The sequence below is a fragment of the Micromonospora sp. B9E7 genome, from assembly GCF_039871815.1.
GTDB lineage: Bacteria > Actinomycetota > Actinomycetes > Mycobacteriales > Micromonosporaceae > Micromonospora.
The window spans coordinates 260,384-287,162 of record NZ_JBDPLX010000008.1 but is presented as its reverse complement, the minus strand read 5'-3'; the positions used below and the strand labels follow the sequence as shown (position 1 = coordinate 287,162).

General features: G+C 72.6%; 23 protein-coding genes and 1 pseudogene. 15 read left to right on the top strand and 9 right to left on the bottom strand.

Going from position 1 to position 26,779, the window contains the following annotated elements:
* The first annotated feature begins 96 nt into the window (after nt 1-96).
* The 7 genes from ABGB10_RS16395 (at nt 97) to ABGB10_RS16365 (ending at nt 8,783) form a co-directional block, all read left to right on the top strand.
* Complete coding sequence (locus tag ABGB10_RS16395; RefSeq protein WP_347661685.1) at nt 97-930, top strand: patatin-like phospholipase family protein; 834 nt, start codon at nt 97-99, stop codon at nt 928-930.
* Nucleotides 930-1,934 (top strand): 1-acyl-sn-glycerol-3-phosphate acyltransferase, encoded by a 1,005-nt coding sequence (locus ABGB10_RS16390; RefSeq protein WP_347661684.1) that lies wholly within the window; start codon nt 930-932, stop codon nt 1,932-1,934. The genes ABGB10_RS16395 and ABGB10_RS16390 overlap by 1 nt, the downstream gene beginning before the upstream one ends.
* An 84-nt stretch (nt 1,935-2,018) precedes the next feature.
* Nucleotides 2,019-2,339: a divalent-cation tolerance protein CutA gene (cutA, locus tag ABGB10_RS16385; protein ID WP_347661683.1), complete on the top strand. Its 321-nt coding sequence runs from the start codon at nt 2,019-2,021 to the stop codon at nt 2,337-2,339.
* A gap of 48 nt (nt 2,340-2,387) precedes the next feature.
* Nucleotides 2,388-5,927: a hypothetical protein gene (locus ABGB10_RS16380; protein ID WP_347661682.1), complete on the top strand. Its 3,540-nt coding sequence runs from the start codon at nt 2,388-2,390 to the stop codon at nt 5,925-5,927.
* A gap of 136 nt (nt 5,928-6,063) precedes the next feature.
* Nucleotides 6,064-7,116 carry an acyl-CoA desaturase gene (locus ABGB10_RS16375; protein WP_347661681.1) on the top strand — a complete coding sequence of 351 codons (1,053 nt, stop codon included), beginning with the start codon at nt 6,064-6,066 and terminating at the stop codon, nt 7,114-7,116.
* A gap of 222 nt (nt 7,117-7,338) precedes the next feature.
* Nucleotides 7,339-7,632, top strand: a complete 294-nt coding sequence (locus ABGB10_RS16370; protein ID WP_347661680.1) for a 4a-hydroxytetrahydrobiopterin dehydratase — start codon at nt 7,339-7,341, stop codon at nt 7,630-7,632.
* Entirely contained in the window at nt 7,629-8,783 is a 1,155-nt protein-coding gene (locus ABGB10_RS16365; protein ID WP_347661679.1) for an FHA domain-containing protein, read from the top strand. The genes ABGB10_RS16370 and ABGB10_RS16365 overlap by 4 nt, the downstream gene beginning before the upstream one ends.
* A 125-nt stretch (nt 8,784-8,908) precedes the next feature.
* Here ABGB10_RS16365 and rocD read toward each other — a convergent pair whose 3' ends face one another.
* The 3 genes from rocD to ABGB10_RS16350 form a co-directional block, all read right to left on the bottom strand.
* Nucleotides 8,909-10,123, bottom strand: a complete 1,215-nt coding sequence (gene rocD, locus ABGB10_RS16360; RefSeq protein WP_347661723.1) for an ornithine--oxo-acid transaminase — start codon at nt 10,121-10,123, stop codon at nt 8,909-8,911.
* On the bottom strand, nt 10,123-10,938 hold the full coding sequence (ddaH, locus tag ABGB10_RS16355; protein ID WP_347661722.1) for a dimethylargininase: 816 nt from the start codon (nt 10,936-10,938) through the stop codon (nt 10,123-10,125). Before ddaH ends, rocD begins: the two co-directional genes overlap by 1 nt.
* 354 nt (nt 10,939-11,292) lie before the next feature.
* Nucleotides 11,293-12,213: a thrombospondin gene (locus tag ABGB10_RS16350; protein ID WP_347661678.1), complete on the bottom strand. Its 921-nt coding sequence runs from the start codon at nt 12,211-12,213 to the stop codon at nt 11,293-11,295.
* A gap of 357 nt (nt 12,214-12,570) precedes the next feature.
* On the opposite strand from ABGB10_RS16350, the pseudogene ABGB10_RS16345 reads away from it, so the two are divergent.
* Nucleotides 12,571-13,381 (top strand): annotated as a pseudogene (locus tag ABGB10_RS16345) (DNA-formamidopyrimidine glycosylase family protein).
* A gap of 115 nt (nt 13,382-13,496) precedes the next feature.
* On the opposite strand, the gene ABGB10_RS16340 reads toward ABGB10_RS16345, so the two are convergent.
* Nucleotides 13,497-14,360: an aminoglycoside phosphotransferase family protein gene (locus ABGB10_RS16340; protein WP_347661677.1), complete on the bottom strand. Its 864-nt coding sequence runs from the start codon at nt 14,358-14,360 to the stop codon at nt 13,497-13,499.
* A gap of 63 nt (nt 14,361-14,423) precedes the next feature.
* On the opposite strand from ABGB10_RS16340, the gene ABGB10_RS16335 reads away from it, so the two are divergent.
* The 3 genes from ABGB10_RS16335 (at nt 14,424) to ABGB10_RS16325 (ending at nt 17,838) form a co-directional block, all read left to right on the top strand.
* Nucleotides 14,424-15,305, top strand: a complete 882-nt coding sequence (locus tag ABGB10_RS16335; RefSeq protein ID WP_347661676.1) for a fructosamine kinase family protein — start codon at nt 14,424-14,426, stop codon at nt 15,303-15,305.
* 317 nt (nt 15,306-15,622) lie between these two features.
* Nucleotides 15,623-16,888: an AGE family epimerase/isomerase gene (locus ABGB10_RS16330; protein ID WP_347661675.1), complete on the top strand. Its 1,266-nt coding sequence runs from the start codon at nt 15,623-15,625 to the stop codon at nt 16,886-16,888.
* Nucleotides 16,885-17,838 (top strand): carbohydrate kinase, encoded by a 954-nt coding sequence (locus ABGB10_RS16325; protein WP_347661674.1) that lies wholly within the window; start codon nt 16,885-16,887, stop codon nt 17,836-17,838. The genes ABGB10_RS16330 and ABGB10_RS16325 overlap by 4 nt, the downstream gene beginning before the upstream one ends.
* Nucleotides 17,839-17,978: 140 nt before the next feature.
* Here the strand turns inward: ABGB10_RS16325 and ABGB10_RS16320 are convergent, their stop codons facing one another.
* The 3 genes from ABGB10_RS16320 to ABGB10_RS16310 all read right to left on the bottom strand — a co-directional run bounded on the left by ABGB10_RS16320 (nt 17,979) and on the right by ABGB10_RS16310 (nt 21,559).
* A complete protein-coding gene (locus ABGB10_RS16320; RefSeq protein ID WP_347661721.1) occupies nt 17,979-18,947 on the bottom strand; it encodes a LacI family DNA-binding transcriptional regulator in 969 nt (322 codons plus the stop codon).
* 72 nt (nt 18,948-19,019) lie between these two features.
* On the bottom strand, nt 19,020-20,399 hold the full coding sequence (locus ABGB10_RS16315; RefSeq protein WP_347661673.1) for an FAD-dependent oxidoreductase: 1,380 nt from the start codon (nt 20,397-20,399) through the stop codon (nt 19,020-19,022).
* Nucleotides 20,400-20,422: 23 nt separating this feature from the next.
* Nucleotides 20,423-21,559, bottom strand: a complete 1,137-nt coding sequence (locus ABGB10_RS16310) for a glutamate--cysteine ligase (protein ID WP_347661672.1) — start codon at nt 21,557-21,559, stop codon at nt 20,423-20,425.
* A 159-nt stretch (nt 21,560-21,718) separates the two neighbouring features.
* On the opposite strand from ABGB10_RS16310, the gene ABGB10_RS16305 reads away from it, so the two are divergent.
* Together ABGB10_RS16305 and yidC are read left to right on the top strand one after the other, a co-directional pair.
* On the top strand, nt 21,719-22,012 hold the full coding sequence (locus ABGB10_RS16305; RefSeq protein WP_347661671.1) for a DUF6412 domain-containing protein: 294 nt from the start codon (nt 21,719-21,721) through the stop codon (nt 22,010-22,012).
* A gap of 100 nt (nt 22,013-22,112) precedes the next feature.
* The gene (gene yidC, locus ABGB10_RS16300; RefSeq protein WP_347661670.1) at nt 22,113-22,859 is read left to right on the top strand and encodes a membrane protein insertase YidC; all 747 of its coding nucleotides are present in this window, start codon (nt 22,113-22,115) and stop codon (nt 22,857-22,859) included.
* A gap of 6 nt (nt 22,860-22,865) precedes the next feature.
* On the opposite strand, the gene ABGB10_RS16295 is transcribed toward yidC, so the two are convergent.
* Both ABGB10_RS16295 and ABGB10_RS16290 read right to left on the bottom strand, forming a co-directional pair.
* Nucleotides 22,866-23,537: a DedA family protein gene (locus ABGB10_RS16295; RefSeq protein ID WP_347661669.1), complete on the bottom strand. Its 672-nt coding sequence runs from the start codon at nt 23,535-23,537 to the stop codon at nt 22,866-22,868.
* Nucleotides 23,538-23,607: 70 nt separating this feature from the next.
* Nucleotides 23,608-24,222, bottom strand: a complete 615-nt coding sequence (locus ABGB10_RS16290; RefSeq protein WP_347661668.1) for a DUF1349 domain-containing protein — start codon at nt 24,220-24,222, stop codon at nt 23,608-23,610.
* A 57-nt stretch (nt 24,223-24,279) separates the two neighbouring features.
* Here ABGB10_RS16290 and ABGB10_RS16285 point away from each other — a divergent pair, with 57 nt between their 5' ends.
* Together ABGB10_RS16285 and fabG are read left to right on the top strand one after the other, a co-directional pair.
* A complete protein-coding gene (locus ABGB10_RS16285; RefSeq protein ID WP_347661667.1) occupies nt 24,280-25,932 on the top strand; it encodes an alpha-amylase family protein in 1,653 nt (550 codons plus the stop codon).
* Between the two features lie 43 nt (nt 25,933-25,975).
* Entirely contained in the window at nt 25,976-26,734 is a 759-nt protein-coding gene (gene fabG / locus ABGB10_RS16280; protein WP_347661666.1) for a 3-oxoacyl-ACP reductase FabG, read from the top strand.
* Nucleotides 26,735-26,779: the final 45 nt, after the last annotated feature.

The window sequence follows — 26,779 nt, the reverse complement described above, 5'->3', positions numbered from 1 at the left end:
CGTCACCCCCGGCCGGCGGGCGGTGCCTGGTGTGCGCCGACCGCCCGGCGACGGCGGCCGGCCGGTCGGCTGCGCGGTCGTGCCAGGATGAGGGACATGGCGGGGGGACCTGTGGCATTCGTGCTCGGCGGCGGGGGCGTGCTCGGCGCGGTCGAGGTGGGCATGTTGCGCGCGTTGTTCCGCGCCGGCATCAAACCCGACATGGTGCTCGGCACCTCGATCGGCGCGGTGAACGGCGCGCTGGTCGCCGCCGACCCGACGGAGGCGGTGACCGACCGGCTGGTCCGGCTCTGGGCCTCGCCGGAGGCGAGCGAGGTGTACGGGGACTCGGTCGCCCGGCAGTTGCGCCGCTTCGCCGCCCGTACCCATCTGCACTCACCTCGTCCACTGCGCCGGCTGCTGGAGACCGAACTGGGGGTGGACACCACCTTCGCCGACCTGCGGGTGCCGTTCCGCTGCTGCGCCGCGCACATCGAACGGGCGGCCGAGCACTGGTTCGACAGCGGCCCGGTGGTGCCGGCGGTGTTGGCGTCGGCCTCGGTGCCCGGCCTGCTCCCGCCCATGGAGATCAATGGCGCGCACTACGTGGACGGGGGCATCGTCAACTCCATCCCGATCGGCGAGGCGGTGGCCGTCGGCGCGCGCCGGATCTACGTCCTGCAGGTGGGCCGGATCGAACGGGAGTTGACGCCGCCCCGTCGGCCGTGGGAGATCGCGCAGGTCGCGTTCGAGATATCCCGCCGGCACCGGTTCTTCCGCGAGATGGCGGCGCTACCCGAGGGGGTGGAGGTGCACGTCCTGCCGACCGGAGGGCTGAACCCGCGCGACGACACGCCCTGGGCGTACCGGGACATGGCGGCCGTGGGACGGCGGATCAGTCGGGCGTACACCGCCTCCCGGCGCTACCTCGCCACCCACCAGGAGCGATGATGCCGCTGCCCCCCAGGTGGCTGCGTCGGTTGCTCTTCGCCCCCGCCGTGGTGGCGCTCGCGTTCGTCGTGGTCACCACGTTGCCGGTCTGGGCGCTGCTCGCCGCAGCCGCGTCTCCGCTGGTCCCGGGTCGGTTGCGGCCGCTGCGGCTGCTCTGGATCGGTTGCGTCTACCTGGTCTGGGACGCCGCCGCGCTGATCGCGCTCTTCCTGCTCTGGGTCGTCTCCGGCTTCGGCTGGCGGACCCGTTCCCCGGCCTTCCAACGCGCGCACTACGTGCTGGCCGGCTGGTTCCTGCGGGTGCTGTTCTGGCAGGCACACTGGACACTGCGGTTACGCATCGACGTGGTGGGCACCGACCCGGACACTGCGCTGCCCGGCCGGCCCGAGGTGGTGCTCTGCCGGCACGCCGGGCCCGGCGACTCGTTCATCCTGATCCACGGGTTGGTCAACTGGTTCAACCGGGAACCACGCATCGTCCTCAAGGACAGCCTCCAGTGGGACCCGGCGATCGACGTGCTGCTCAACAGGCTGCCCAACCGGTTCATCGCGCCGACGCCGGAGCGCGGCGAGGAGACGGTACGCCAGGTCGGGCACCTGGCCGCGGGCCTGGACGACAACGACGCGTTCGTGATCTTCCCGGAGGGCGGCAACTTCACCCCCAAGCGCCGACTGCGCGCCATCGCCCGGCTGCGTTCCCTCGGGCTGGAACGGATGGCGCTGCGCGCCGAGCGGATGCGCCACGTCCTCGCCCCGCAGCCCGGCGGGATGCTGGCCGCGCTGGACGCCGCCCCGGACGCCGGGGTCATCTTCGTCGCCCACACCGGGTTGGACCGGATGCTCACCGTGGCCGACGTCTGGCGGGAACTTCCGATGGACAAGCGGATCGTGATGCGGTTCTGGTCGGTGCCACCGGAGGACGTACCGACGGGGCGGCAGCAACGCATCGACTGGCTCTTCGACTGGTGGGCGCAGATCGACGCCTGGATCGCCGCCAACCGGTGAGCGCGAGGAGTGCGGCGAAGCGGAGCCCCGCAGTCGCGAACGAAAGACGGGCTCGACGGCGTACGGCCGCGTAGGGTGCGGGTCGTGGACCAGATCTGCGTCGTGACGACGGTGGTGGATGCGCGTTCGGTCGCCGATGTGCTGGCGGCTGCGGCCGTCGCCGGCAGGCTCGCCGCCTGTGCCCAGGTGGGTGGTCAGGTGGACAGCACCTACTGGTGGAGGTCCGGAATGGAGACCAGCACCGAGTGGTCGGTGCAGTTCAAGACCGCACCGGACCGGCTCACCGCATTGGTGGACCAGATCCGGCTCAGCCACCCGTACGAGGTGCCGGAGATCCTGGTGTCCAGGGTGGAGAGCGGCGACCCGGCGTACGCCACCTGGGTGCACGAGCACACCCGGCCCTGAGTACGCGCACTCTGGGCCGAGCCCGGGTGGGATTCCGATGATGACCGGGTGGACGACACCCGCTATCCCTGCCCCGCGTGCGGTGCGCCGGCCGATCTGACCACCGGCTGCACCGGCTGTCTGCGCGCACCCGACCCGACCGCCGCCGAGGTGGTCAGTCTGGGCCGGGAGATCGCCCGGTTGGAGCCGGAGGTGGAGCGGGCCCGGCTCGCGTACACCGAGCTGGCCGGTCGCCTGTCGGCCCTGTCGCGGCGGCGGGCCGAGTTGGCGGCGGTCGTCCGGGCGGGGTTGGCGGCGCCCGCCGTGGCACGTCCGGTGCCTGCTCGTGGCCCGGCTCCGGTTCCCGCGGTGCCTTCGGTTCCAGGTGCGGCCGAGACGTCGACCCGGACGGTCCAGGGGGTCCTCTTCGTCCTCGGTGGACTTCTGCTGGGCACCGCGGCGGTCGTGTTCACGGCGGTGGCCTGGGCCACGGTGGGGGTCGGCGGGCGGGCGATGATCCTGGCCGCGTTCACCGCGCTCGCTCTCGCCGTTCCGTTGCTGGCGGTGCGCCGGGGGTTGCGCGGCACGGCGGAGACCTTCGCCGCGCTGGGGTTGCTGCTGGTGGTGCTGGACGGTTACGCGGCCTGGTCGGTGGACCTGGCCGGGGTGGCCGGTTGGCCGGGGAGCCGGTACGCCGCGCTGGTCGGGGGGGCCAGCGCGGCGGTCGCCGTGGCGTACGGCCGGTGGAGCGGGTTGACGGGGCCCTGGTTCGCCGCACTGGTGGCCGCGCAGCCGGTGTTGCCGTTGCTCGCGGTCGGGGCCGAACCGGGTCCGGCCGGCTGGACGCTGGTCCTGCTCGGGGTGGCGCTGGGGAATCTGGTGGTGCTGGTCAGGCTGCGTGGCCGGGACGGGGCGGCGCAGGTCGTCGGCCGGGTGGTGGCGGGGATCGGGCACGTCGGCGCGCTCGTCGCCGCCGCTGGTTCTGCTCTGGTGCCGTTGGCCCTCGGGCGGGCGGGCGGTTCGCCACTGCTGGCCGGGTTGCCGCTGGTGCTGGTCGCGCTGACCGGTCTCGGTGCGGCCTGGCTGGTCGGCGGGCGGGCGCTGCGGGGGGTGGCCGGCGGGCTGCTGGTGCCGGTGCTCGCCGTCGCCCTGCTGCGCCCGGTGGCGGAGCTGCGGCCGTCGATGTTGCTGCTCGCGGCGGCGACGGTGGCGCTCGGGCTGGCCGTCGCGGTGCGGAGCCTGCCGGTCACGACCGAAGAGGGGGCGGCCGGCGTCGGCGGTTGGCGGACCGGCCCGCGCGCGGGGGCGTTGCTGGTCGCGGGGGGCACGGCGCAGGTGGCGGTACTGGCCACCGCCACGTTGGCGGTCGCCGCCGTGGGCCGCTCGCTGCCGCCATGGGGCGGGGCGGGGACGGGACCGGACCTGGACTGGGGCTGGCAGTTGGCACCGGCCATGGCGTTGGCGGTCGCCGCGACGGCGCTGCTGCTGCCCCGAAAGGCGCGAACGGTGCTCGCCACGGCCGGCGCGGTGGCGGTGCTGCTCGCCCTGCCCGCCGGCTGGGCGGCCTCGTGGCCGGCGGTGGTGGCCGTCGACCTGGTCGGAGGGGTGGCGCTGCTGCTCGCCGTGCTGGCCCGTCCGGCGGCGCGGCCGGCCGTCCTGCTCACCTGTGCGTTGGGCGGTGCCGCCCTGCTCGGGCACGGGCTGCTCGTCGCGCTGGCCGCCCCGGCCGGTGTCCTGGTGGCACTCGGCGTGATCGTCGTGGTCGGGCTGGCGCTGGTCGTCCGGCGGGGTGCCGGGGCGTACCCGGGGGTGGCCGGCGTGGGTCTGCTGGTCGCGCAGCTCGCGCTGCCCGGGATCGCCGTGGTGGCGCTGTTCGCCGGAGGCGCGCCGCCGTGGTGGCAGGCGCGGGTCGCGCTGATGGCCGCCGGGCTCGCGCTCGTCGCGGTGCTCGCGGTGCGTCGCCACCGGGTGGAGCTGACCGGGTACGCGGTGACCGGCGCCGTGGTCGCCGTGACCGTGCCCGGCCTCGCGCCGCTGGTGGTGGCGGGCAACGAGCCGATCGCGCTGTACGCCGCGCTGGCGGCGCTGGGCGTGGCGCTCGTCGTCCGCTGGGATCGGCCGGAGGTGGTCGCCCACCAGTCGGCCGGGGCGAGCGAACCGGCGGTCGGGGGGTCGCCGGTTGTGGGGCTGCCGGTCGGGGGGCCGGCAGTCGGGCTGGCGGTCGGGGGGTCGTCGGCGGTCGGGGGGCCGCCGGCGATCATCCGGTCGGGCCCGGTGCTGGTGGTGGGCGGCGCGCTCGCGGTGGTCGCAGTCCTGGCGGCGCTGCCGAGGGTGTTGACCGCGCTCGTGTTGCCGTACGACGGCCCGGGAGGGGTCTGGTCGGGGGTGCCCACGATCGTCGCCGATCCGGCGGCGTTGCCCGTCGGGCTGGCGTTGGTCGTGCTGGCGGTCGCCGCCGTGCTCGCCGGTGGTCGACGGGTCCGCCCTGCGGCGCTGCCCGCGTTGCCGCTCGGGGCTGCGGCGCTGCCGGTGCTGCTCGTCGCGGTCGGCACGCCGTGGCCGGTGCTGCCGGCTGTGGTCCTGCTCGCCGGGTTGGCCGCGTTGCTGCTCGCCGCTCTGGCCGTGCCCCGCCCGACGCTCGCACCGGTCGCCGTGCCCCTGGGTGTGGTGCTGACCGCCTCCGGTGTGCTGGGGCTGCTGGCCACCCGGGCCGGGTCGCTCGCCGCCGAGGGTGCGCTGCTGGTGGCGGCGGTGGTCGTCGCCGCCGGGGGACGAAAGGCCGAGGTGCGTGTCGCCGGTTGCCTCGCGGCGGTGGGTGCGGCGTCCGCGCTGGCGGTGACCGCCTCGCTGGTCGCCGGGCTGCCGTTGCGGGAGGCCGCGTACCCGCTGCTGGCGGTGGCCGCGCTGGTGCTGGCCGTCGCCGCCGCGGCGACGCCGACGCGGGCGCTGGTCGGTCGGGTGCTGGACGCCGCCGCGCAGGCGGTGGCGCTGGTCGCGGCGGTGCTCGCCGTCGAGGTGGCGCGACACCTCGCTACGGTCTGCGTGCTCTGGGGTGTCGCCGTCGCGGTGCGGCTGCTGCGCCGGGGCGAGTCGGCGGGCCGGCGGTGGACGTTCGCCGGCATCGCCGCCGGCAGCGAGTTGCTCGGAGCGTGGGTGCTGTTGGCCGCCGGCGGGGTGACGGTGCTGGAGGCGTACACCCTGCCGGCGGCGGGGCTCGCCCTCGGCGCGGGCCTGCTGGCGCTGCGGACCCGGCCGGGGCTGACCAGCTGGCCGGCTCTCGGCCCGGGGCTGGTCGCGGCGCTGTCGCCGAGTCTCGTGTCGGTGTTGACCGGGCCGGACCCGCAGCCGTGGCGGCGACTGCTCCTCGGCGCGGCGGCGCTGGGCGCGGTGCTGGCCGGCGCGACCCGCCGATGGCAGGCGCCGGTGCTGCTCGGCGGCGGGGTGCTGGCGCTGTTGGCGCTGCACGAGTTGGCCCGTGGTTGGGACCTGCTACCCCGGTGGATCTACCTGGGGGTCGGCGGGCTCGCCCTGGTCGGGCTGGCCGCCACCTACGAGCGGCGGCGACGTGACCTGGCCCGACTGCGCGCCGCGGTGGGTCGGCTGAGCTGAGTCGAACCACTAGGGGTAGGGCCTGCCCTACCCCCCATTCGGGGGCTGTCGGGGTTACTCAGCGCTACCGCGATCGGGAGACTTGACAATAAGCCCGAACCACCCTGGTCCGGGCGCAAGCGAAACGGGAGCAGCGATGGCGCTCGGAGCGGTGGCGGAACCGCCGGTACGACGGCGAGGCAGTGACTACGCACAGTTGTCCCGACGGATCAGTCAGGCTGGCCTGCTGGAGCGACGCCCCGGCTGGTATGTCACCCGCATCGTGTTCACCCTCGGTGCCTTCGTGGCCGGCTGGGTGGCCGTGTTCCTGCTCGGCGACTCCTGGTGGCAGTTGCCGCTCGCGGCCCTGATGGCGGTGGCCACCACCCAGGTCGCGTTCCTCGGTCACGACGCCGGGCACCGGCAGATGTTCCGTCGGCGCGGGCCCAGCGAGCTGGTCGGGTTGCTCGCGGGCAACCTGGCGGTGGGGCTCAGCTACGGCTGGTGGGTCGACAAGCACAACCGTCACCACGCCAACCCGAACCACGAGGACGAGGACCCGGACGTCGGCGCGGGCGCCCTGGTGTGGACGCCTGAGCAGGCGTTGGAGACCCGTGGGTTCGGCCGGTGGCTGGCGCAGCGGCAGGCGTTCCTCTTCTTCCCGATGCTCCTGCTGGAGGGCCTGAACCTGCACGTGGCGAGCATCCGGGCGATCGTCGGGCGGGAGCCGGACGGCCGGCACACCACCCCGATGCGGCACCGGGCGGTCGAGGCGGCACTGCTCGTCGCACACACCGTCGGCTACGCGGCGCTGCTGCTGACGGTCATGTCGCCGGTCAAGGCGTTGCTGTTCGCCGTCGTGCACCAGGCACTGTGGGGCCTCTACATGGGTTGCGCGTTCGCGCCCAACCACAAGGGCATGCCCATGCCGACCGCCGAGGACGAGCTGGACTTCCTGCGTAAGCAGGTGCTGACCTCCCGCAACGTGCGGGGCAGCCGGTTCGTGGACACCGCACTGGGCGGGCTCAACTACCAGATCGAGCACCACCTCTTCCCGAACATGCCCCGCGCCAACCTGCGGCGGGCCCAACCGATCGTCCGCGCCTACTGCGCCGAGCAGGACATCCCGTACGCGGAGACCGGCCTGATCGAGTCGTACCGGCAGGCGCTCGGTCACCTGCACGAGGTGGGCCGGCCGCTGCGCGGCTGACCACGAACGGCCGCTGCGCGGCTGAACAGCACGGCCGCGGCGCGGCTGAACAGCACGGCCGAAGCGCGGCTTGATTGACGCGGTCGCTTCGCGGCCACGCGAGGGGGAGTCGGCGGGGCGGCATCGGATGTCGCCCCGCCGACGCGTCGGTGGGTCCGGCTGCTGATCCGCCAGCCGGTGACGCGTCCGGTCAGCCGGACGCGCCACCGGTAGGGTCTGCTCATGGCAGACCTGCTCACCGCGGACGCGGTGCGGAAAGAGCTGGGCGGGTTGTCCGACTGGTCGGGCGACCCGACCGGCATCGGTCGTACCGCCCAGCTCAGCAGTTTCCCGGCCGCCATCGCGGTGGTGGACCGGGTGGCGGCGGTGGCCGAGGAGCTCGACCACCATCCCGACATCGACATCCGATGGCGGACCCTGACCTTCCGCTGCGTCACACACTCGGCCGGTGGGGTCACCCACCGTGACATCGAGCTGGCCCGGCGGATCGACGAGATCATCCGGAGCGCGGCATGAGATTCGAGATCAGCAAGGTGCTGGACGCCATCGAGGGGCGGGTCTGCACCGACCCGTCGCTGGCCCGGGCCGTGGTCGACCTGGCCGAGGTGATCCGCTACCAGGACATCGACGGTGGCCGGCCGGCCAGCCTACTGCGGCTCGGCATGGTCATCGACGCGCTCTCCCGTGAGTTGGAGGAGGACAGCGTCCAGGTCTACGCGGTGGTGCACCGGGCGTTGCTCTCCGACGCCGACCTCACCTCCAACGAGCGGATGGTCGTCCGCCGGTGGGCCGACGACGGTCTCGTCGAGGTGCTCGACAACCCGGGCGACCGGATGTTGGAGGTGGCCGACCTGCTCGGGTTGCCGGTGCTCAGCCGGGTTCGCTTCGACGGGTTGCGCGGTCGGTTCCCGTGGCTGGTCGAGCAGCCGGGTCGGGTGGTCGCTCCGGTGCCGGGCGCCGGCGGGCCGGTGTTCATCGCGCACGTCGGTGGTGGTCACTCACCGGTCGCCGGGAAGCGCTCGCCGACCGGGGCGAAGCTGCTGGCCCGCCAGTGGCGCTGCCCGGAGTCGGGCTGTGCGCTGTTCGGCGGCGGTGGTGGAGGTGGCGCGTTCGCCGACCTGGCCGGGGGTGCGGATCGCAGCCCCGCCGCGCAGCCACCGCCCGCGCTACGCAACGGCGTACCGACCTGCCCCCGGCACGGCGTTCGGCTCGGTGACGGTGGGCCTCGTCCGCGTACCGAGGTGCTCGCGGTGCGCGTCGGCGGCCTGGTCCGACGGCGGTTCGTACTCAGCGAGGAGCAGCCGATCGTGGCCGGCCGGGCCCCCGAGCAGGACGGCGGGATCATGCTCGGGCAGTGGCTCAACGACGAGGCCCGGCGGTGGATCAGCCGTGGTCATGTCCGCTTCGAGTTGCGGGTCGGCGAGGTCATCGTGACCGACGTCAGCACCAACGGCTCCGGCATCCGTCCGGGCGGTTCGATGGCCGAGTCGGACCGGATCCCGCTGGCGCCGCAGCAGTCCCGGGTGCTAGGTGAGAACGACATGGTGGAGCTCTACCCCGGGGTGCAGATCGGCCGGGCCGAGGAACTGCCCGCCGGTGCCCCGTTCACGCCCACCTCGGTGATGGCCGAGGCCCCGACGATGGCCATGCGCCTACCCCGCCCCTAGACCCCTGACCCCGATCACGATCACGATCACGATCACGATCACGCGCAAGAACAGGGAAACTGCTGCCTCGACAACGCCTGAGGCAGCAGTTTCCCTGATACCGCGCGGATCTTGACGGAGGTGGGTCAGGCGGCCAGCACCTCGGCGAGCGCGGCCACCGCCAGGTCGATCTCCGCCTCGGTGATCACCAGGGGCGGGGCGAGCCGGATGGTGGAGCCGTGCGTGTCCTTGGCGAGCACACCCCGCGCGGCGAGCCGCTCACAGGCCTCCCGCCCACTCATCAGCGTCGGGTCGATGTCCAGACCGGCCCACAGACCGCGTACGCGTACCCCGACCAGTCCCTTGCCGACCAGCCCTTCCAGACCGGCCCGCAGCCGCTCACCCAGCTCCGCCGAGCGGCGCTGGAACTCGCCGGTCGCCAGCAGCCGCACCACCTCGACGGCCACCGCGCAGGCGAGCGGGTTGCCGCCGAAGGTCGAGCCGTGCTGGCCCGGCTTGAGAACGCCGAGCACGTCGGCGTTCGCGGCCACCGCGGAGACCGGCACGATGCCGCCGCCGAGCGCCTTGCCGAGCAGGTACATGTCCGGCACGACGCCCTCGTGGTCACAGGCGAAGGTCGCCCCGGTACGCCCCAGACCGGACTGGATCTCGTCGGCGATGAAGAGCACGTTCCGGTCGGTGCAGACCTGGCGCACGCCCGGCAGGTAGCCCTCCGGCGGCACCACCACGCCCTGCTCGCCCTGGATCGGCTCCAGCAGCACGGCAACGGTGTTCTCGTCGATCGCGGCGGTCAGCGCGTCCAGGTCGCCGTACGGCACGACCGTGAACCCCGGGGTGTACGGCCCGAAGTCGGCGCGGGCGTCCTCGTCCGTCGAGAAGCTCACGATGGTGGTGGTCCGGCCGTGGAAGTTGCCCTCGGCGACCACGATGTTGGCCTGCCCGGCGGGCACACCCTTGACCTGGTAGCCCCACTTGCGGGCCACCTTGATCCCGGTCTCGACCGCCTCGGCGCCGGTGTTCATCGGCAGCACCAGGTCCTTGCCGCACAGCTCGGCCAGCTCCCGGCAGAAGTCGGCGAACTGGTCGTGGATGAACGCGCGGCTGGTCAGCGTGAGCCGGTCCAGTTGCGCGTGCGCGGCGGAGATCAGCTGCGGGTGCCGGTGGCCGAAGTTCAGTGCGGAGTAGCCGGCCAGGCAGTCCAGGTAGCGCTTGCCGTCCACGTCGGTGAGCCAGGCACCCTCCGCGGACGAGATCACCACCGGCAACGGGTGGTAGTTGTGCGCCGTCCAGCGCTCGGCGTCCCGGACCGCTCCCGGCGTACGCAGGATGTCATCCACGATCACTTGCTTGCCTTTCCCTGACGGAGTCGCAGCGTGCAGCACTTCGGTCCGCCGCCGGCCTTACGTAGCTCGGACAGGTCGACACCGATGGTTTCGTAGCCCCGGTCGCGCAGCTTGGCGGCCAGGTCGGTGGCCTGTGCGGGCAGCACCACGTGCCGGCCGTCGCTCACCGCGTTTAGGCCCAGCACCTCGGCGTCGGCCATGGTGGCGTGCACGGCATCGGGGAAGAGCCGGCGCAGCACAGCCTGGCTGCCGGGGGAGAACGCCTCCGGCAGGTACGCCACGGTCCGCTCGTCGAGCACGGTCAGAGCGGTGTCCAGGTGGTAGAAGCGCGGGTCGACGAGCTGCATGGTGATCACCGGGTAGCCGAAGACCTCCTGCAACTGGGCGTGCGAGGCGTGCGCCGTACGGAAGCCGGTGCCGGCCAGCAGGTGGTCTCCGGCCAGCAGGACGTCGCCCTCGCCCTCGTTGACGTGCTTCGGGTCGTACATCTCGAAGCCCGCGTCCTCGAACCAGGCCCGGTAGGCCGGCGCCTCGTCGGCCCGCTGCGGATCGCGGAACTGCACGGCCATCGCCTTGCCGTCGATCACCGTGCCGCCGTTGGCGGCGAAGACCATGTCGGGGAGGCCGGGCACCGGAGTGATCTCCTCGACGGTGTGGCCCAGGTCAAGGTACGTCTGGCGCAGCTGCTCCCACTGCCGGATGGCCAACGCGGGGTCGACCGGCGCGGTCGGGTCCATCCAGGGGTTGATCGCGTAGTCGACGGCGAAGTACGTCGGCCGGCACATCAACAGGCGCTGGCTGGTGGCGTCCATCGTCATTGTCCTGCTCCCAGGGGTCGGGCGCGCCCGGCCACCGTGGCCCACGGGCTGGCGCCGTGGCTCAACGTTATGCGGCGTAGGCGGCAGGATCCACCACTGAGAGTTGCGCAGACCGAAGATTCGTTGCGTCTGGGCGGCAGAGGGACTTGATTCGTTGCGTATACGGATCTGCCGGCCTGGTTCGTGTTCCGGGCCACCTGCGGCCTCGTGCCCCGGACACACTTCAGGGGCGGCGAACCGCCGCCCCTGAAAGGGTGTCTGCCCGGCCGGTGAACCACCGGGTTGTGCGGGCTGCCGGCGAACCGCCGGCGTTTGCCGGTGCATCACCGGCGAGCGGAACAGTGCCCGCTAGAAACGATCGACAAACTGTGAGTCAAGCCACTCGCGGAAGCGCTGCACCCAGTCGCCGTCGGTGGTCGGCCAGTCGAACTGCCCGGTCATCGCGAGCACCCCGATCACCACCGCGGCCAGCCCGATCAGCACGCCGAACAGCGCGTCGGTCTTGCCGGCGACGTGCCGGCGGCGGGTGGCCATCAGGCCGAGCACCGCGAGCACCGCGCCGAACGCGCCGAGCCCGATGCCGTACCCGGCCAGGGTCCCGGTCAGCACGAACAGCGCACCGGCGACGGAGACGATCAGGCCGAGGGTGGCCAGCAGGCTGGCCCGAGGCTTCGGGCCACGCGTCACCGGCGGCTCGGGCGTGCTCACGCCCGGGGTCGGGTCGACCCGGCGGTCGGTGGTGATCCGGTCGGCGGTGTCCCGGTCAGTCGTGTCGGGCCGGCGGGTGGTGCTGTCGAGGTCGGCGTCCCGCTCGGCGGTGCGCCCCGTGGTCGGCACGACGGCGGGCCGGGAGTCGGTCTCCACCTTGGGGGCGGTGCCGGTCCGGGGCTCGGGCGTGACCGGGCGGGCCGTGCCGTTCAGGGGCTCGGGCGCGACGGGGCGGTCCGTGCCGTTCACGGGCTCGGGCGCAACCGGGCGGGTGGCACCCTGGGGCTCGGTCTCCGCCGGTCGCGCGGTGGCGGCTCGGGCCACCGCCGCCCGCTCGTTGGCCCGCCGCTCGGCCTCGCTGATCTGGCCACCGGTCGCGCCGGCGCTGCGGTACGTCGTCTGGTCGGCGTCCCGGTCGGTGACCACCGGGCGGCCGGCGCTGTCGTCGGAGTGACCGGTCTCGGTGACCGGGGTGTCGCGGCCGTCCACGCGGCCGTCGAGGTTCTCGTCCCGCGTCGGTGCCGGCTCGGACCGGCGGGACAGCGAAGGAATCCTGACCACTACACACCTCCTGATGAATGCGTGGTGGCCGACGGAGAGGGTGGCACCCACGCGGTGTCGCCCCTCAAGTACCCACCTGAGCGTTTCCTGACACCAATCCTGGGTACGGCCGTCGAAACCAGCCTTGACCGGCTCTGGTCCGGGCTCGGCTCTGGTCTCGGCTCGACTCTGGTCCGGGCTCGGCTCTGGTCCGGTCTTGGCTCGGTCCGGCCTTGATCGACTCGCCTTTCCGGAAACCCGAGTCGATCAACGGGAGGTGGGCTGAGTCGATCAACGCGGCGGGGCCCGAGCCGATCTCGGACGGGCCCGAGTCGCTCGGCGCGGGCCGGTCGGGCGGGCTGGCTATCCTTGGCACCCGTGCCAGAGGGACACACGATCCACCGCCTGGCGGCCCGGCACGCCGAGCTGTTCGCCGGGGACAAGCTGCACGCCGCGAGCCCGCAGGGCCGCTTCGCCGACGGTGCCGCCCGGCTCTCCGGCACCGTGTTGGAGAGCACCGAGGCGTACGGCAAGCACCTGCTGCACCACTACGCCGGCGAGCTGACGCTGCACGTTCACCTCGGGCTGTACGGCAAGTTCACCGACGGGTCCGGGGAGCCGCCGGAGCCGATCGGTCAGGTGCGGCTGCGGCTGGCCAGCGACCGGCACTGGCTGGACCTGCGCGGGCCCACCGCCTGCGAACTGGTCACCCCGCCCGAGGTGGCCGCCCTGCGGGACCGCCTCGGGCCCGATCCGCTGCGCGCCGACGCCGACTCCGAGCGGGCGTACGCCCGGATTCTCGCGCAGCCCGACGCCGCTTGCCGCGCTGCTGTTGGACCAGTCGGTGGTGGCCGGCACCGGGTTGATCTTCGTGACCGAGGCGCTGTTCCGGGCCGGACTGCCGCCGACGATGCCCGGACGAGGGCTGAGCCGCGCCGGTTGGGACGCGCTCTGGGCCGACCTGGTCGGGCTGATGCGGCTCGCGGTCGAGCACGGCCGGATCGACACCGTGCGCGACGCGCACCTGCCGGAGGCGATGGGCCGGCCGGCGCGGGTGGACCGGCATGGCGGTGAGGTGTACGTCTACCGCCGCCCCGGCGCGCCCTGCCACGTCTGCGGCACCGAGGTCAGCCGTGGCGAGCTGGCCGGACGCAACCTCTACTGGTGTCGTACCTGCCAGCCGGGCTGATCCTGCGCCCTTGATCGTGCTGCAACCATGATGTAGTGGCCCCCCGGCGGGCAGCAGACCACTACATCATGGTTCGAGCGCGATCATGCTTCGGGTCCGCGCGGGCGCGTGGTCGCTACCCATCGAGCAGCCAGCGGACCACCTCGATCTGGTGCGGAAAGACCCCGTCCTCGGCCACGCTCCAGGCCAGCGTGTGCCCGATCGTCCAAGCCCGGACCCGCTCCCGGTCCAGGCCCAGCTCGGCGGTGAGGCGGTCCAACCGGTGCCGGACGGCCGCCGGCGAGTGGCCGAGTTCCCGACCACGCACCATCGGTACGACGGAGAACTCGCGCTCGCCGGTCAGTGGCTTGGGGTCGATCACCAGCCATGGTTCGCGGTCGGCGGCGAGCACGTTGCCGGCATGCAGGTCCTGGTTGACCAGCACCTGCTCACCCTGGCTCGACACCAGGTCGGTGAGCAGGGCGAGCGCGGCGTCCAGCAGCCGCCGTTCGTACGGGCGGCCAGCCCTTTCCCACCTGCGGGGCATCCGGTCGATCCAGCCGGCGGCCTCCTCGGCGAGCGGGGTGAAGGGCGCGCCGGCCGGCCGCCAGAGCCTGGGCAGCAGCCCGGTCATCACGTCCAGCGCCCGGCCCACCGGCAGCTCGTGCAACGGAGTGCCGGGTCGGCAGCGCTCCACCAGCAGGGCGCGTCGTCCCGGGTCGTGTGCGAGCAGGCGGATCGCCCCGTCACCGTCCCAGTGGGTCAGCGCGTCGGCCTCGTGCCGGCTGTCCTCGTCGGGGTACTGGAGCTTGAGCACGGCCGCCGTGCCGTCGGGCAGGTCGGCGGGGAGCGCCAGTGAGGCGTACGCCTGCCGGAAGGGTGGGCCGAGTCGCAGCGACCACCGTCCGGCGCACTCCGCCAGCCACGTCGGGAGGGTGGTCAGCCAGGTCCGGCCGGCCCGCGACCCGCGTGCCCAGTCGAGCCCCTCGGGGAGATCCATGCCGCAATCCTGCCTGGCGGTCGGACCTTGAACACTCGCCCGGACATGAAGGATCCTGTGCTGATGCAATCGGCACCGTTCCTGCTGGACCGTCTGGGCCGCGCCGGGATGAGCGATGTCGTCACGGTCGAGCCGGCGACGGGTGGGCTCGCGGCGCTCGCGGGCATAGCCACCCGCCGGGAGGCGCCGCCGGTGTTCGTCAAGGCCTTCGCCGAAGCGCCGGACGACGACGTCTTCGTCGCGGAGGCCGAAGGGTTGACCGCGCTGCGCGAGTTGGGCGGCGTGGTGACACCCGAGGTGATCCTGGCGGACCGGGAGCTGCTCGTGTTGTCGGTGCTGCGGCCGAGGCCGCGCAGCGAGGCCTTCTGGGAGCGGTTCGCGCACATGCTCGCCCACCTGCACCTGAGCACGGCGCATCCGCGCTTCGGCTGGCATCGGGACAACTGGCTGGGCCGCCGCCGGCAGACCAATAGCTGGCATGACGACGGCTTCGCGTTCTTCGCCCAGCACCGGCTGCTCCGGTGGCTCGGGGAGCCCCGCGTCGAGGCGGCACTCGACCGGGACGATCGGGCGGCGCTGGAGAGGCTCTGCCACCGGCTGCCCGACCTGCTGCCGGACCGACCGGCATGCCTGACGCACGGTGACCTGTGGGCACAGAACGTCCTGGCCACTGCGGACGGGCGGCCCGCGCTGATCGACCCGGCGGTGTCCTACCTGTGGGCCGAGGTCGACCTCGCCCACGTGTGGTCGACCTCGCCTCCGCCCGAGGCACAACGGTTCTTCGCGGTCTACGCGGAGCTGACCTCCCTCGATGGCGACTGGCCGGCCCGGATGCCAATCGTCCAACTGCGACAACACCTCGCCGTGCTGGCCCAGTTCGACGACGACTGGGGCGCGGGCGACCAGATTCGTGCCACTCTCGCCCCGTTCCGGACCCGATCCTGACCGGAGGGCCGACGGCCGTGGCCGGCTCGTCCGTCTCGCCGTCGAGGACGCCGTCGACGTGGTCGACTCCGAATGGCCGCCGCGGTGCGGTGTGACGCAACCGGAATTGACAGTCGGCCTGCCACCGGAGCAGGGTTGGAGAGTGACAACGATGTCAACGGACAAAAAGGAGGAATCGTACGCATGATCCTTCCGACGGCGCAACCGGCCCGGCCAGCCGGTTCGCGGTGTCCTGTTGACCGTTTCCCGGCGCGGACCCGGTCCGCCCGCCGATCCTGGCCGTATGCCCCTTCCCTACCCGACGGTGACCAGCTGAGATGACCGACCTGCCCCGATCCGACGCCGCCCCGACCCCCGCTCCTGCCGGGTCACCCGAACTGCCCGATCTGGACGAGTTCCTCGCCGACCAGGCCCGCACACTGCTCGACACGGCCGGCCGGTCGGTCCGGCCCGAGGGCGGTTTCTGGTGGCTCACCGACGACCGCACCCCGGACCGGGGCGAACCGGTGTTCACCTGGATCACCTGCCGGATGACCCACGTGGCCGCCCTCGCCCACCGCGGCGGCGATCCGGACGCCGCCGCCCTCGTCGACCACGGCGTCGCCGCGCTCAGCACACTGCTCCGCGACGACCGGTACGGCGGCTGGTTCAGCGCGGTCGACCAGCAGGGTGCACCCGTCGACGACCGGAAGGCCGGCTACGACCACGCGTTCGTGCTGCTCGCCGCGTCCAGCGCCGTGCGCGCCGGCCGGCCGGGTGCGGAGCAGTTGCTCGCCGACGCCTTGGCCGTGGTGCGTGACCGGTTCTGGGACGACGACGCCGGGGCGGTCCGTGAATCGTGGAACCGGGACTGGACCGTCACCGAGGACTATCGCGGCGCCAACAGCAGCATGCACATGGTCGAGGCGTTCCTCGCGGCCACCGCCGCGACCGGCGACACGAGCTGGGCCGACCGGGCACTGCGGATCGCCACCCACCTGGTGCACGGCGAGGCCGCCCGGCACGACTGGCGGCTTCCCGAACACTTCACCGCCGACTGGACGCCGCTGCCCGACTACAACCGGGATCAGCCCGCCGACCCGTTCCGGCCGTACGGCTCGACCATCGGCCACTGGCTCGAATGGGCCCGCCTGCTGCTGGAGCTGGAGGCTGTCCTTCCGCAGCCACCACGCTGGCTGCTCACCGACGCCCGAGCCCTCTTCGCCGCCTCCGTTCGGCGTGGGTGGGCGGTCGACGGCGGCGACGGGTTCGTCTACACGATCGACTGGGACGACCGGCCGGTGGTCCGCTCCCGGATGCACTGGGTGCTCGCCGAGGCGGTCGGTGCGGCGATCACCCTGCACCGACGCACCGGCGACGAGGTCTACGCCGACTGGTACCGGGTCTTCTGGGCGTACGCCCGTCGCAACCTGGTCGACGGCACCGGGTGGCGGCATGAGCTGGACACGCAGAATTTGCCCTCCGACACGGTCTGGCACGGCCGGCCGGACGTCTACCACGCGTACCAGGCGGTGCTGCTGTCCCGTGCGGCCGACGGGCTCGGCGGCGCCGGCCCGCTCGCACCGGGCGAGGTGACCGCGTGATCGTGGTCGCGGGTGAGGCGTTGATCGACCTGGTGGTCACCGTCGACGGTGAGCGGGCCGTGCCGGGTGGCTCCCCGGCTAACGTGGCGGTCACCCTGGCCCGGCTCGACCAGCCGGTACGACTGCTGGCCCGGCTCGGCACCGACGACTACGGCCGGCAGGTCGCCGAGCACCTGAGCACCAACCAGGTGGACCTGGAGTGGGCGGTCCGCGCCGAGGAGCCCACGTCGGTGGCCGTGGCCACCTTGAACGCCACCGGGCAGGCCAGCTACGAGTTCCGGCTGGCCGGTGCGGCGGACTGGCAGTGGACGCCGCAGGAGCTGCCCGAGCTTGCCGGGTCCTCGGCGACCGCGTTGCACACCGGGTCGCTCGCGCTCGCCCTGGCACCCGGCGCGCAGGTTCTGGAGGACCTGCTCGCCCGCGAACGTCAGCGGGACGGGCTCACCCTCTCGATCGACCTCAACCTGCGGCCGAGCATCGTCACCGACCGGGAGGCGGAGCAGGCCCGGGTACGCCGGCAGGTGCGCCTCGCGCACCTGGTCAAGGCGAGTGACGAGGACCTGGCCTGGCTCTATCCGGACCGGTCGGTGGCCGACGTGATGGCCGAGTGGCGTGAGGCCGGGGTGTCCTGCGCGGTGGTGACCCGGGGTGGTGAGGGCGCCTGGCTGCTGGCCCCGAACGGCACGCTGCACGAGGCAGTGGCGGTACGCACCACAGTGGTCGACACCGTAGGCGCCGGCGACTCGTTCACCGGTGGCCTGCTCGCCGCGTTGGCCGACCTCGACGCGCTCGGCGACCGACCGGCCGAGCGCCTCGCCGCGGTGACCGAGCCGCAGTGGGACGAGGTGCTCCGGCAGGCTGCCACGGTGGCCGCGCTGACCTGTGGCCGCCGAGGCGCCGACCCGCCCCGCCGCACCGAGGTCGACGCCCTGCTGACCCCGCAAACCTGACCAACACCCCTCTCCGGTCGATCATGGACTTGTGGTGGCCGTTTCACGGTGCTTCGCGGCATACGCGGGGCACCACAACTCCATGATCGACTGCGGGGGCGGGGCGGGGCGGGGCGGGGCGGGGGCGGGAGGGGAGCGGGTTAGGTCAGGCCTCGGGGCCTCAGGTGGGTGGGGAGCACTGTGGTCGCGGGCGGCGAGTCGTCGCCGGCTATCCGGCCGAACAGCCGCTCGGTGGCGACCCGGGCCAGTTCCCGGGTGTCGTACGCGACGACGGTCAGCGGCCGGGGCATCAGGTGGGCCAGTTCGAAGTCGTCGAAGCCGACCAGCGCCGCCTCGCTGCCTCGCCGGTGCAGCTCCTGGAGCGCGCCGACGGTGAGACGGTTGTTGGCGCAGAAGAACGCGGTGGGCGGATCCGGCAGGTCGAGTAGGTCGCCGACCGCCCGCCCCGCCTCTTCCGGGGCGATCAGCCTCTCGCGGACCAACGACTCGTCCGGCTCGACCCCGGCGGCGACCAGGGCCGCACGCGCCCCGGCCAGCCGCTCGCGGATCGTGGGCACGCTCGGCGCGCCGAGCAGGAGGCCCACCCGGCGGTGCCCCTCGTCGAGCAGCGCGGCCACCCCGGCGTGGCTGCCGCCCCGGTTGTCAAGCAGCACGGCGTCGGCCTGCAACCCCTGCGGTGGCCGGTCCAGGAACACCACAGGCATCCCCAGCTCGACCTCTCGACGCAGGAACGAATGGTCCGGGCCTGCCGGCACCACCAGCAGCCCGTCCACCCGGCGTTGGGTGAAGTCCTGGAGCAGGGCGCGTTCCCGCTCCGGGTCCTCCTCCGACGAGGCGGTGATCAGCATGGTGCCGTGCGCGGCGGCGATCTCGGCGGCGACACTGGCGATGGTCGCGTAGAACGGGTTGGCGATCTCCTCGATGAGCAACCCGACCGTGGCGTTGAGCTGCCGGGAGCGCAGGTTGCGCGCGATGTCGTTGCGCCGGAAGCCCAGCTCGGCGATGGCGGCCAGCACCCGGCTGACCAACTCCTGCCCCACCGGCTCGTCGTTGACCACCCGGGAGACCGTCTTCAGGCTGACGTCGGCGCGTCGGGCCACGTCGACCATCGTCGGGCGTCGACGCACTGTCGGCCGGGTCGGGGTCTGGGTCACGGGGTGGTCCTCCACGGCGAACGCGGGTCAGCGGTCGAGCGCGGCGAGCGCATCGACCGCTTTTCGGGCGGCGATGAGCACCGGATCCCACACCGGCGCGTACGGCGGAGCGTAGCCCAGGTCCAGTGCTGTCATATCGTCCACCGTCATGCCGTTCCAGAGTGCCACGGCCAACGTGTCGATCCGTTTCGCCGCCTCCGACCAACCGACGATCTGCGCGCCGAGCATCCGACCGCTGGGACGCTCGGCGATCAGCTTCACGGTCATCGACCGGGCACCGGGGTAGTAGCCGGCCCGGTTGGTCGACTCGGCGATCACCGAGACGAAGTCGAAGCCGGCCGCCTCGGCCTCGCCCTCGCGTAGGCCCGTCCGGCCCACCTCCAGGTCACAGACCTTGGTCACCGCCGTGCCGATCACGCCGGCGAACGTGGCGTACCCGCCGCCGATGTTGATCCCCGCCACCCGGCCCTGCTTGTTGGCGTGCGTGCCCAGCGGCACGTGCACCGGCATCCCGCTGACCCGGTGCAGCGTCTCCACACAGTCGCCGGCCGCCCAGATTCCGGGCATCCCCGGCACTCGCATCCGGCGGTCCACCCGGACCCCACCGGTCGTCCCGATCGGCAGCCCGGCAGCCTCGGCGAGCGCCGCGTTGGGGCGTACGCCGAGACCCAGGACCACGACGTCGGTGGGCATCGGCCCCTCGGCCGTGACCACCGCGGACACCCGGCCGTCGCGCTGTTCCAGGCCGGTGACCGGAAGGCCGGTCCGGATCGTGATGCCGAGGCCGCGCATGGACTCGGCGACCAGCTCACCCATGTCGGCGTCCACCGTCGCCATGGGCTGGTCGCCCGCCTCGACCAGGGTCACCGAGAGGCCGCGCTGGATCAGCGCCTCGGCGATCTCGACGCCGATGTAGCCGCCGCCCACCACCACGGCCCGGCGCGGTCGTGGCTCGGCGTCCAGCCACTCGCGCAGCGCCGCCCCGTCGTCGAGGGTCTGCATGCCGAACACGCCACCCGCGTCGGTCGCCGCCCACGGCGGCTTCACCGGCACCGCGCCGGTGGCGTACATCAGCTCGTCGAAGCGCTCGCGGACCTCGCCGCCGCCCTCCAGGTCCCGGGCCACCACCTCGCGGCGTTCCAGGTCGATGGCCGTGACCTCGTGACGCATCCGGACGTCCATCGCGTACTCGGTGCGGAACGTCTGCGGATCCCGGGTGATCAACGCCTCGGGGCCGGGAACCAGGCCGCTGATCCAGTACGGGATGCCGCACGCCGAGTAGGAGGTGAAGTGGCCGCGCTCGAAGACCATGATCTCCAGGTCGTCCCGGCCACGGCGGCGTCGGGCCTGGGACGCCGCCGACATGCCGGCGGCGTCCCCGCCGATGACGATCAGCCGTTGCGTCACGGGATCATCCTGTCACGAGGTGTTCAGCCGCGGGTCTGTCGCGCGACGTCCTGCACCACGTCGGTGAGCCGGCCGGTGCGCGCGTACACCGCGCGCTGCCGTGCCGCGCCGCTGCCGTGCCGACGCAACCCACCCAGCAGGTCGGTCACCTCGGCCCAGTCGCCGTGCTCCTCCAACGCCGGCCGCATCCGCTCGACGAACCGGTCCAACAGCTCCCAGGTCGGGCGCAGCTCACCGTTGGTGACGTCGACGGCCTCGCCCTCCAGGCCGTCGTGGGCGGCCCGCCAGTGCGCCCCGACCAGCAGGTGGTGGTCGGTCTGCAACGCCGGCCGGCCGGCCTCGACATCCGCCATGGCGGTGGCCACCAGTGCCCGGACCAGCGCGGCGACCAGCACCGCGTCGTCCACCGACGGGCAGACGTCGCCGATCCGCAGCTCCACCGTCGGGTACTTCGCCGACAGGCGGGCGTACCAGTAGAGCATCCCCTCGTCGAGCATCACCCCGCTGGAGATCAACTGGCGGATCAGCCGCTGGTAGTGCTCGTGCGACTCCAGAAACGGCGTCGGCGCCACCGAGGGCCAGCGCTCCCATTCCACCGAGCGCCAACTGGCGTAGCCGGTGTCCTCGCCACGGGCGAACGGCGAGTTGGTGGTCACCGCGTGCAGCATCGGCAGCCACGGCCGGACGTGGTTGAGCACCTGCACGCCGGTATCCGGGTCGGGCACCCCCACGTGAACGTGCATGCCGTTGTTGCCGGGGCCGGGAACAAGCAGCCGGAACCGCTCGATCATCCGGTCGAAGCGGGGCTTGTCCACCACCGGTGGCACCGGGCCGTCCACCGGGCCGGTGCCGATGGCGAGCAGGCGTACCCCGGCCCGCTCGGCGGCGTCGGAGAGCGCCTGACGCAGTACGCCGAGGGAGTGCCGGATCGACGAGAGTTCCAGGCCGGGCGGGCTGCCGATCTCGATCTGACTGGTCTGGAACTCCCGCTCGACCTGCCCGCGCAACTCCGCCGGCACCTGCTCCATGACCAGGTCGACGGCCGGCACCGCGGCCCCGGTGTGCGGGTCGACGAGCAGGAACTCCTCCTCGACACCCACGGTGAGCAACCCGGTCGCCGCAGCCCTGTCGCTGGGCGCCTCCGCCACCTGACCGGTCATCGACATCACCCGTCCGTTCCTACCGTTCGCGGTCCGTCCGCGTCGGTCCGTCGTTGGTTACCCAACGTGGCGATGCCGGGAAACGTGGCGGCGGCACGTCGTACCCGGCGGGCCGGTGATCCGGCCGGCCGACGTGACACGGCGTCCTATGCTGAGCCCGTGCCGGTGCCGCTGGGATTCCTCGGGTTCGCGTGGGTGTACGCGTTCGCCCAGTTCACCCTGCTCGCGGGCCGACCGGTCGACCTGCTCGCGGGCGCCGCGCTGACCGCCCTGGTGCTGCTCGCCGTGGTGCTGGCGGCGCGGGTACGCGATCGCTCGGGCGCACCTGGTGTCGGGCCGCGGTGGGCCGGCCTGCGGGCTCGTTCCCGTGGTCGGCGGATGCCCCGGCAGATCGACCCGGACGCCGCCGGTCGACCTCGTCCCCGCGCTCCGGGCCACCCCTCGGCCGCGTAGCGCCACGCCGCCGCGCGGCCGATCCCGCCGTCACCGGTCCCCCCGCTGAGCGGACGCCGCCCGGGGAGGACCTCACCGGAATCGGACCGAGGGGTTTCCCATGCTTGCCTTCGCACCACTGCTCGGCGCTGTCGGCGCTGCCGGCACCGCACTGTCCTGGCTCACCGAACTGCTCGAACCGCTGGCCGGCGGCATGGCGACCGCCGCCGCCATCGTGCTCTTCACCATCGCCATCCGCCTGCTGATCTCGCCGCTCACCGTCGTGCAGGTCCGCGGCGAGCGACGCCGCGCGGCCCTCGCCCCACAGGTGCGTGATCTCCAGCGACGGTACGCCGACGATCCGGCCACGCTTCAGCGCGAGGTGTTCGCGTTGTACTCCGAGGCCGGTGCGAACCCGATCGCCGGTTGCCTGCCGTTGCTGCTCCAGGCGCCGTTCCTGCTGGTCCTGTACCGGTTGTTCACCACGAGCGAGGGCGGCACCGGGCTGCTTGAGGAGCGCCTTGCCGGTGTGTCCCTGGGCCACCATCTCACCGACGGGCTCACCGGGGCGGCGGGTCCGCTCTTCGCCGTGTTGCTGGCGGTGCTGTTGGCGGTGGCCTGGTGGTCGTCTCGACGGGCTCGCCGGGCGTCGGCGGCGGTCGGCACGGTGGCCGGTACGCCCACCGAGGGGCCGGGGGCAGCCGTGCTCGGGCGGCTGCTGCCTCTGTTGCCGTTCACGACGGTGCTGGTGGCGCTGGTGCTGCCGCTCGCCGCGGTGATCTACCTGGTGACCACGAGCGTGTGGTCGGCGGTCGAGCAGGCGGTGCTTCGCCGCCCGCAGGCGGTCCGGGCCCAGGCTGAGCGGTAACGCGGATCAGCGACCGGCGGTCACCGACCGCCGGTCGTCGCGCTCCCGGCGTCGCCTGAGCTTACGGATCACCCAACTGGCCACCATCACCACGAAGACCGCGACGATCGCGTAGTTGAACCAGTCGCTGTAGCGCTCGACGTCCTGCCAACGGCTCCCCAACGCGTAGCCGGCCCCGACGATGAGACCGTTCCACAGCCCGCTGCCGATCGTGGTGAGCAGGATGAACTCGCCCAGCGGCATCCGGTTGGCCCCGGCCGGCACGGAGACCAGGCTGCGGACCACCGGCACCACCCGGCCGATCAGCACCGCCCACCGGCCGTGCCGCTCGAACCAGCGGTCGGCCTTCTCCAGGTCGTCGCTGTCCACCAACGGGATGTGGTCCAGCCAGCGCTTCAGCCGCTCCTCGCCGAGCGCCGCGCCGAGCCAGTAGAGCACCAGCGCGCCGACCAGCGAACCGACCGTCGCGGCCACCACCACGACCACCACGTTGAACTGGCCCTCGTGGGCCAGGAAGCCGGCCATCGCCAACACGATCTCGCTGGGAATCGGCGGGACGATGCTCTCCAACGCCACCAGCAGCGCCACGCCCACCGGGCCCATCGCCTCGATCACCGAGGCCACCCAACCAGTCAACCCGGTGAACTCGGACGGGTCGCCACTCTGGGCGTACGCCATGGTCGTCCTTCCGGTCGGCGATCGGGGATCGGAGGGTCCTACCCCAGCCGGGCCGGTGTTACACCTGCGCTCAGTGCTCCGGGTGCAGCGCGCTGTCCGCCGGCCCCTGCCTCCAGCCAGTGAACACCACCGCCAGCCCGGCGCGGGACGGCGCGCAGCAGAACGGCCCGGACAGCGCCTCGGCCGCCGGGTCCAGCGGAGTGAGTCGGACCAGTCGCCACGGCTCCTCGTCGGCCCGGGCGCGGACGGTCAGCGCGTCGCCGGCCCGGCTGACCCGAACGGTCACCTCCCGGCCCGACCACTCCGGCACCGGCGCCACCGACCAGTCGGAGAACTCCCGGGTCACCACCGCGCCGAGTTGCGACTCGCCGTCACTCATCTCGACACCGGCCTTGGTCCAGGTCCGCTCGTCGACGCGGACGAGCACACCGGCCTGGTCGAACTGCGCGGAGAAGTCGAGCCGGAAGCTCACCTCCATGGCCACGCCCACGGGAAGAGGCGCCAACAGCGCCGGAGCGTCGTCGTGGACGAACCCGTAGCTGGTCCGCCGCCAGAGGTCGCTCCCCGCAGCCGGTTCCACGACCAGCTCACCGGCCGGGCTCTCCTCGACGCGTACCGGCGGGTGCAGCCACCTGCCCGCGGACCAGTCCATCGGTTCGCTCGGCGGCACGAGGTCGTTTCCCATGACCGGCACGATAACCAAGGGTTTGCCGCGCTGATCGTTCGGAGATGTTCCTCCGGCATGGGTGACCGTTGGTATTCCGAAGCCGTCGTCTACTGCCTCGACATCGACACGTACGCCGACTCCGACGGCGACGGGGTAGGTGACATCCGTGGGCTGATCGGGAGACTGGACTATCTGGCCCGCCTCGGGGTGACCTGCCTGTGGCTGCACCCGATCCACCCGTCGCCCAACCGTGACGACGGCTACGACGTCACCGACTTCTACAACGTCGACCCGCGCTTCGGCACCCTGGGCGACTTCGCCGAGCTGCTGCACCAGGCGCAGAACCGGGGCATCCGGGTGATCATCGACCTGGTGGTCAACCACACCTCCGACGAGCACCCGTGGTTCCAGTCCGCCCGTTCCTCGCCGGACTCGCCGTACCGGGACTGGTTCGTCTGGTCCGACACCGAGCCGGACGACCGGCACCAGGGCATGGTCTTCCCCGGCGAGCAGAACGAGACCTGGAGCTACGACCGCACCGCCAAGGCGTGGTTCTACCACCGGTTCTACAAGTTCCAGCCGGACCTCAACTTCGCCAACGCGCAGGTCCGGGCCGAGGTCAAGAAGATCATGTCGTTCTGGCTCCAGCTCGGCGTCTCCGGCTTCCGGATGGACGCGGTGCCGTTCATCATCGAGCTGACCGAGCCGGGCAACCCGAACTCTCCGAAGGACTTCGAGTTCCTCACCGAGATGCGCCAGCACGTGCAGTGGCGCCGCGGCGACGCGGTCCTGCTGGCCGAGGCGAACGTCGAGCCGGACCAGCTACCGACGTTCTTCGGCGACGCCAGCGGTTCCGGGAACCGGATCCACATGCTCTTCGACTTCATGCTCAACGGTCGGCTCATGCTCGCCCTCGCCAGGCAGGACCCGGAGTCGCTTATCGAGGCGCTGCGCGACACCCCGAAGCTGCCGGTCGGCGGGCAGTGGGCCACCTTCCTGCGCAACCACGACGAGATCGACCTGTCCCGGCTCACCACCGAACAACGCAACCAGGTGTACGCGCAGTTCGGCCCGGACGAGAACATGCGCATCTACGACCGGGGCATCCGTCGTCGGTTCGCCCCGATGCTCGGCAACGACCGGCGGCACCTCGAACTGGCGTACGCCCTGCAGTTCTCGATGCGCGGCACGCCGGTGCTGCGCTACGGCGAGGAGATCGGGATGGGCGAGGACCTGTCACTGCCCGGTCGGGAGGCGATCCGTACCCCGATGCAGTGGTCGTACCAGCCGAACGCCGGCTTCTCCACGGCGGACCCGGAGAAGCTGGTCCGCCCGGTGATCGACAAGGGTGAGTTCGGCTACCAGAACGTCAACGTCACCGCCCAGCGGAGCGACCCGAAGTCGCTGCTCGCCTGGTTCGAGCGCATGATCCGTACACTGCGCGAGGCCCCCGAGATCGGCTCCGGCTCGACCACCCACATCGACGTGGCGGTGCCGCCCGGCGTGCTCGCGCACCGGGCGGACGGGCCGACCGGGACCATGGTGTTCCTGCACAACCTGGGCACCGACGACGTCGAGGTGGACCTGAGCAGCCTCGAACCGGAGGCCGACCTGCCGATCGACGTGCTCTCCGACCGCGGCTACGGCGAGCTGGGCAAGCTCGGCGCGGTGAAGGTCTCCGGGCACGGATACCGGTGGATTCGCCTATGCCGAGGGGCGGCCTGTTGACGTTAAGCTCCTCCGATCGACCCCAAGTTACCCGGAGGTAATCATGTCGGAGGAGCCCCGCGTCGCCATCGTCACCGGCGCCGCACGCGGTATCGGTGCGGCCACCGCCCGGCGGCTGGCCGCCGACGGCATGGCCGTCGCCGTGGTCGACATCGAGGAGGCGGCCACGAAGGAGACGGTGGACGCCATCGCCGCCGCCGGTGGCCGGTCGCTCGGCGTGGGCGCCGACGTCTCCGACCGGGACCAGGTGGAGGCGGCCGTGGAGCGGATCGCCACAGAGTTGGGCGCGCCCACCGTCCTGGTCAACAACGCCGGTGTGCTGCGCGACAACCTGCTCTTCAAGATGACCAGCGCCGACTGGGACACCGTGATGGGCGTGCACCTGCGCGGTGCGTTCCTGTTCAGCCAGGCCGCGCAGAAGCACATGGTGGACCGCAAGTGGGGTCGCATCGTCAACCTCTCGAGCACCTCCGCGCTGGGCAACCGGGGCCAGGCGAACTACGCCGCCGCCAAGGCCGGCCTGCAGGGCTTCACCAAGACGCTCGCCATCGAGCTGGGGCCGTTCGGGGTGACAGTGAACGCCGTCGCACCCGGCTTCATCGTCACCGACATGACCGCGGCCACCGCCGCCCGGATGAAGGTCGACTTCGACGACTTCCAGAAGCACGCCGCCGCGGAGATCCCGGTGCGTCGTCCGGGGCGGCCGGAGGACGTCGCGCACACCATCTCGTTCCTGACGAGCGAGGGTGCGGGATTCGTCTCCGGCCAGGTCATCTACGTCGCCGGCGGCCCACGGGACTGACTCGTACCCTCGGCCGGGGCGTTCCCTCGTGCAGGGAGCGCCCTC

Coding starts and splice junctions, on each gene's coding strand:
- ABGB10_RS16310 (WP_347661672.1), bottom strand. CDS start 21,559: ATGACCGGTCAGGTGGCGGAGGCGCCCAGCGACAGGGCTGCGGCGACC.
- yidC (WP_347661670.1), top strand. CDS start 22,113: ATGCTTGCCTTCGCACCACTGCTCGGCGCTGTCGGCGCTGCCGGCACC.
- ABGB10_RS16295 (WP_347661669.1), bottom strand. CDS start 23,537: ATGGCGTACGCCCAGAGTGGCGACCCGTCCGAGTTCACCGGGTTGACT.
- fabG (WP_347661666.1), top strand. CDS start 25,976: ATGTCGGAGGAGCCCCGCGTCGCCATCGTCACCGGCGCCGCACGCGGT.
- ABGB10_RS16390 (WP_347661684.1), top strand. CDS start 930: ATGCCGCTGCCCCCCAGGTGGCTGCGTCGGTTGCTCTTCGCCCCCGCC.
- ABGB10_RS16290 (WP_347661668.1), bottom strand. CDS start 24,222: ATGGGAAACGACCTCGTGCCGCCGAGCGAACCGATGGACTGGTCCGCG.
- ddaH (WP_347661722.1), bottom strand. CDS start 10,938: ATGGACGCCACCAGCCAGCGCCTGTTGATGTGCCGGCCGACGTACTTC.
- ABGB10_RS16370 (WP_347661680.1), top strand. CDS start 7,339: ATGGCAGACCTGCTCACCGCGGACGCGGTGCGGAAAGAGCTGGGCGGG.
- ABGB10_RS16395 (WP_347661685.1), top strand. CDS start 97: ATGGCGGGGGGACCTGTGGCATTCGTGCTCGGCGGCGGGGGCGTGCTC.
- ABGB10_RS16285 (WP_347661667.1), top strand. CDS start 24,280: ATGGGTGACCGTTGGTATTCCGAAGCCGTCGTCTACTGCCTCGACATC.
- ABGB10_RS16375 (WP_347661681.1), top strand. CDS start 6,064: ATGGCGCTCGGAGCGGTGGCGGAACCGCCGGTACGACGGCGAGGCAGT.
- ABGB10_RS16330 (WP_347661675.1), top strand. CDS start 15,623: ATGACCGACCTGCCCCGATCCGACGCCGCCCCGACCCCCGCTCCTGCC.
- ABGB10_RS16340 (WP_347661677.1), bottom strand. CDS start 14,360: ATGGATCTCCCCGAGGGGCTCGACTGGGCACGCGGGTCGCGGGCCGGC.
- ABGB10_RS16320 (WP_347661721.1), bottom strand. CDS start 18,947: ATGGTCGACGTGGCCCGACGCGCCGACGTCAGCCTGAAGACGGTCTCC.
- ABGB10_RS16365 (WP_347661679.1), top strand. CDS start 7,629: ATGAGATTCGAGATCAGCAAGGTGCTGGACGCCATCGAGGGGCGGGTC.
- ABGB10_RS16335 (WP_347661676.1), top strand. CDS start 14,424: ATGCAATCGGCACCGTTCCTGCTGGACCGTCTGGGCCGCGCCGGGATG.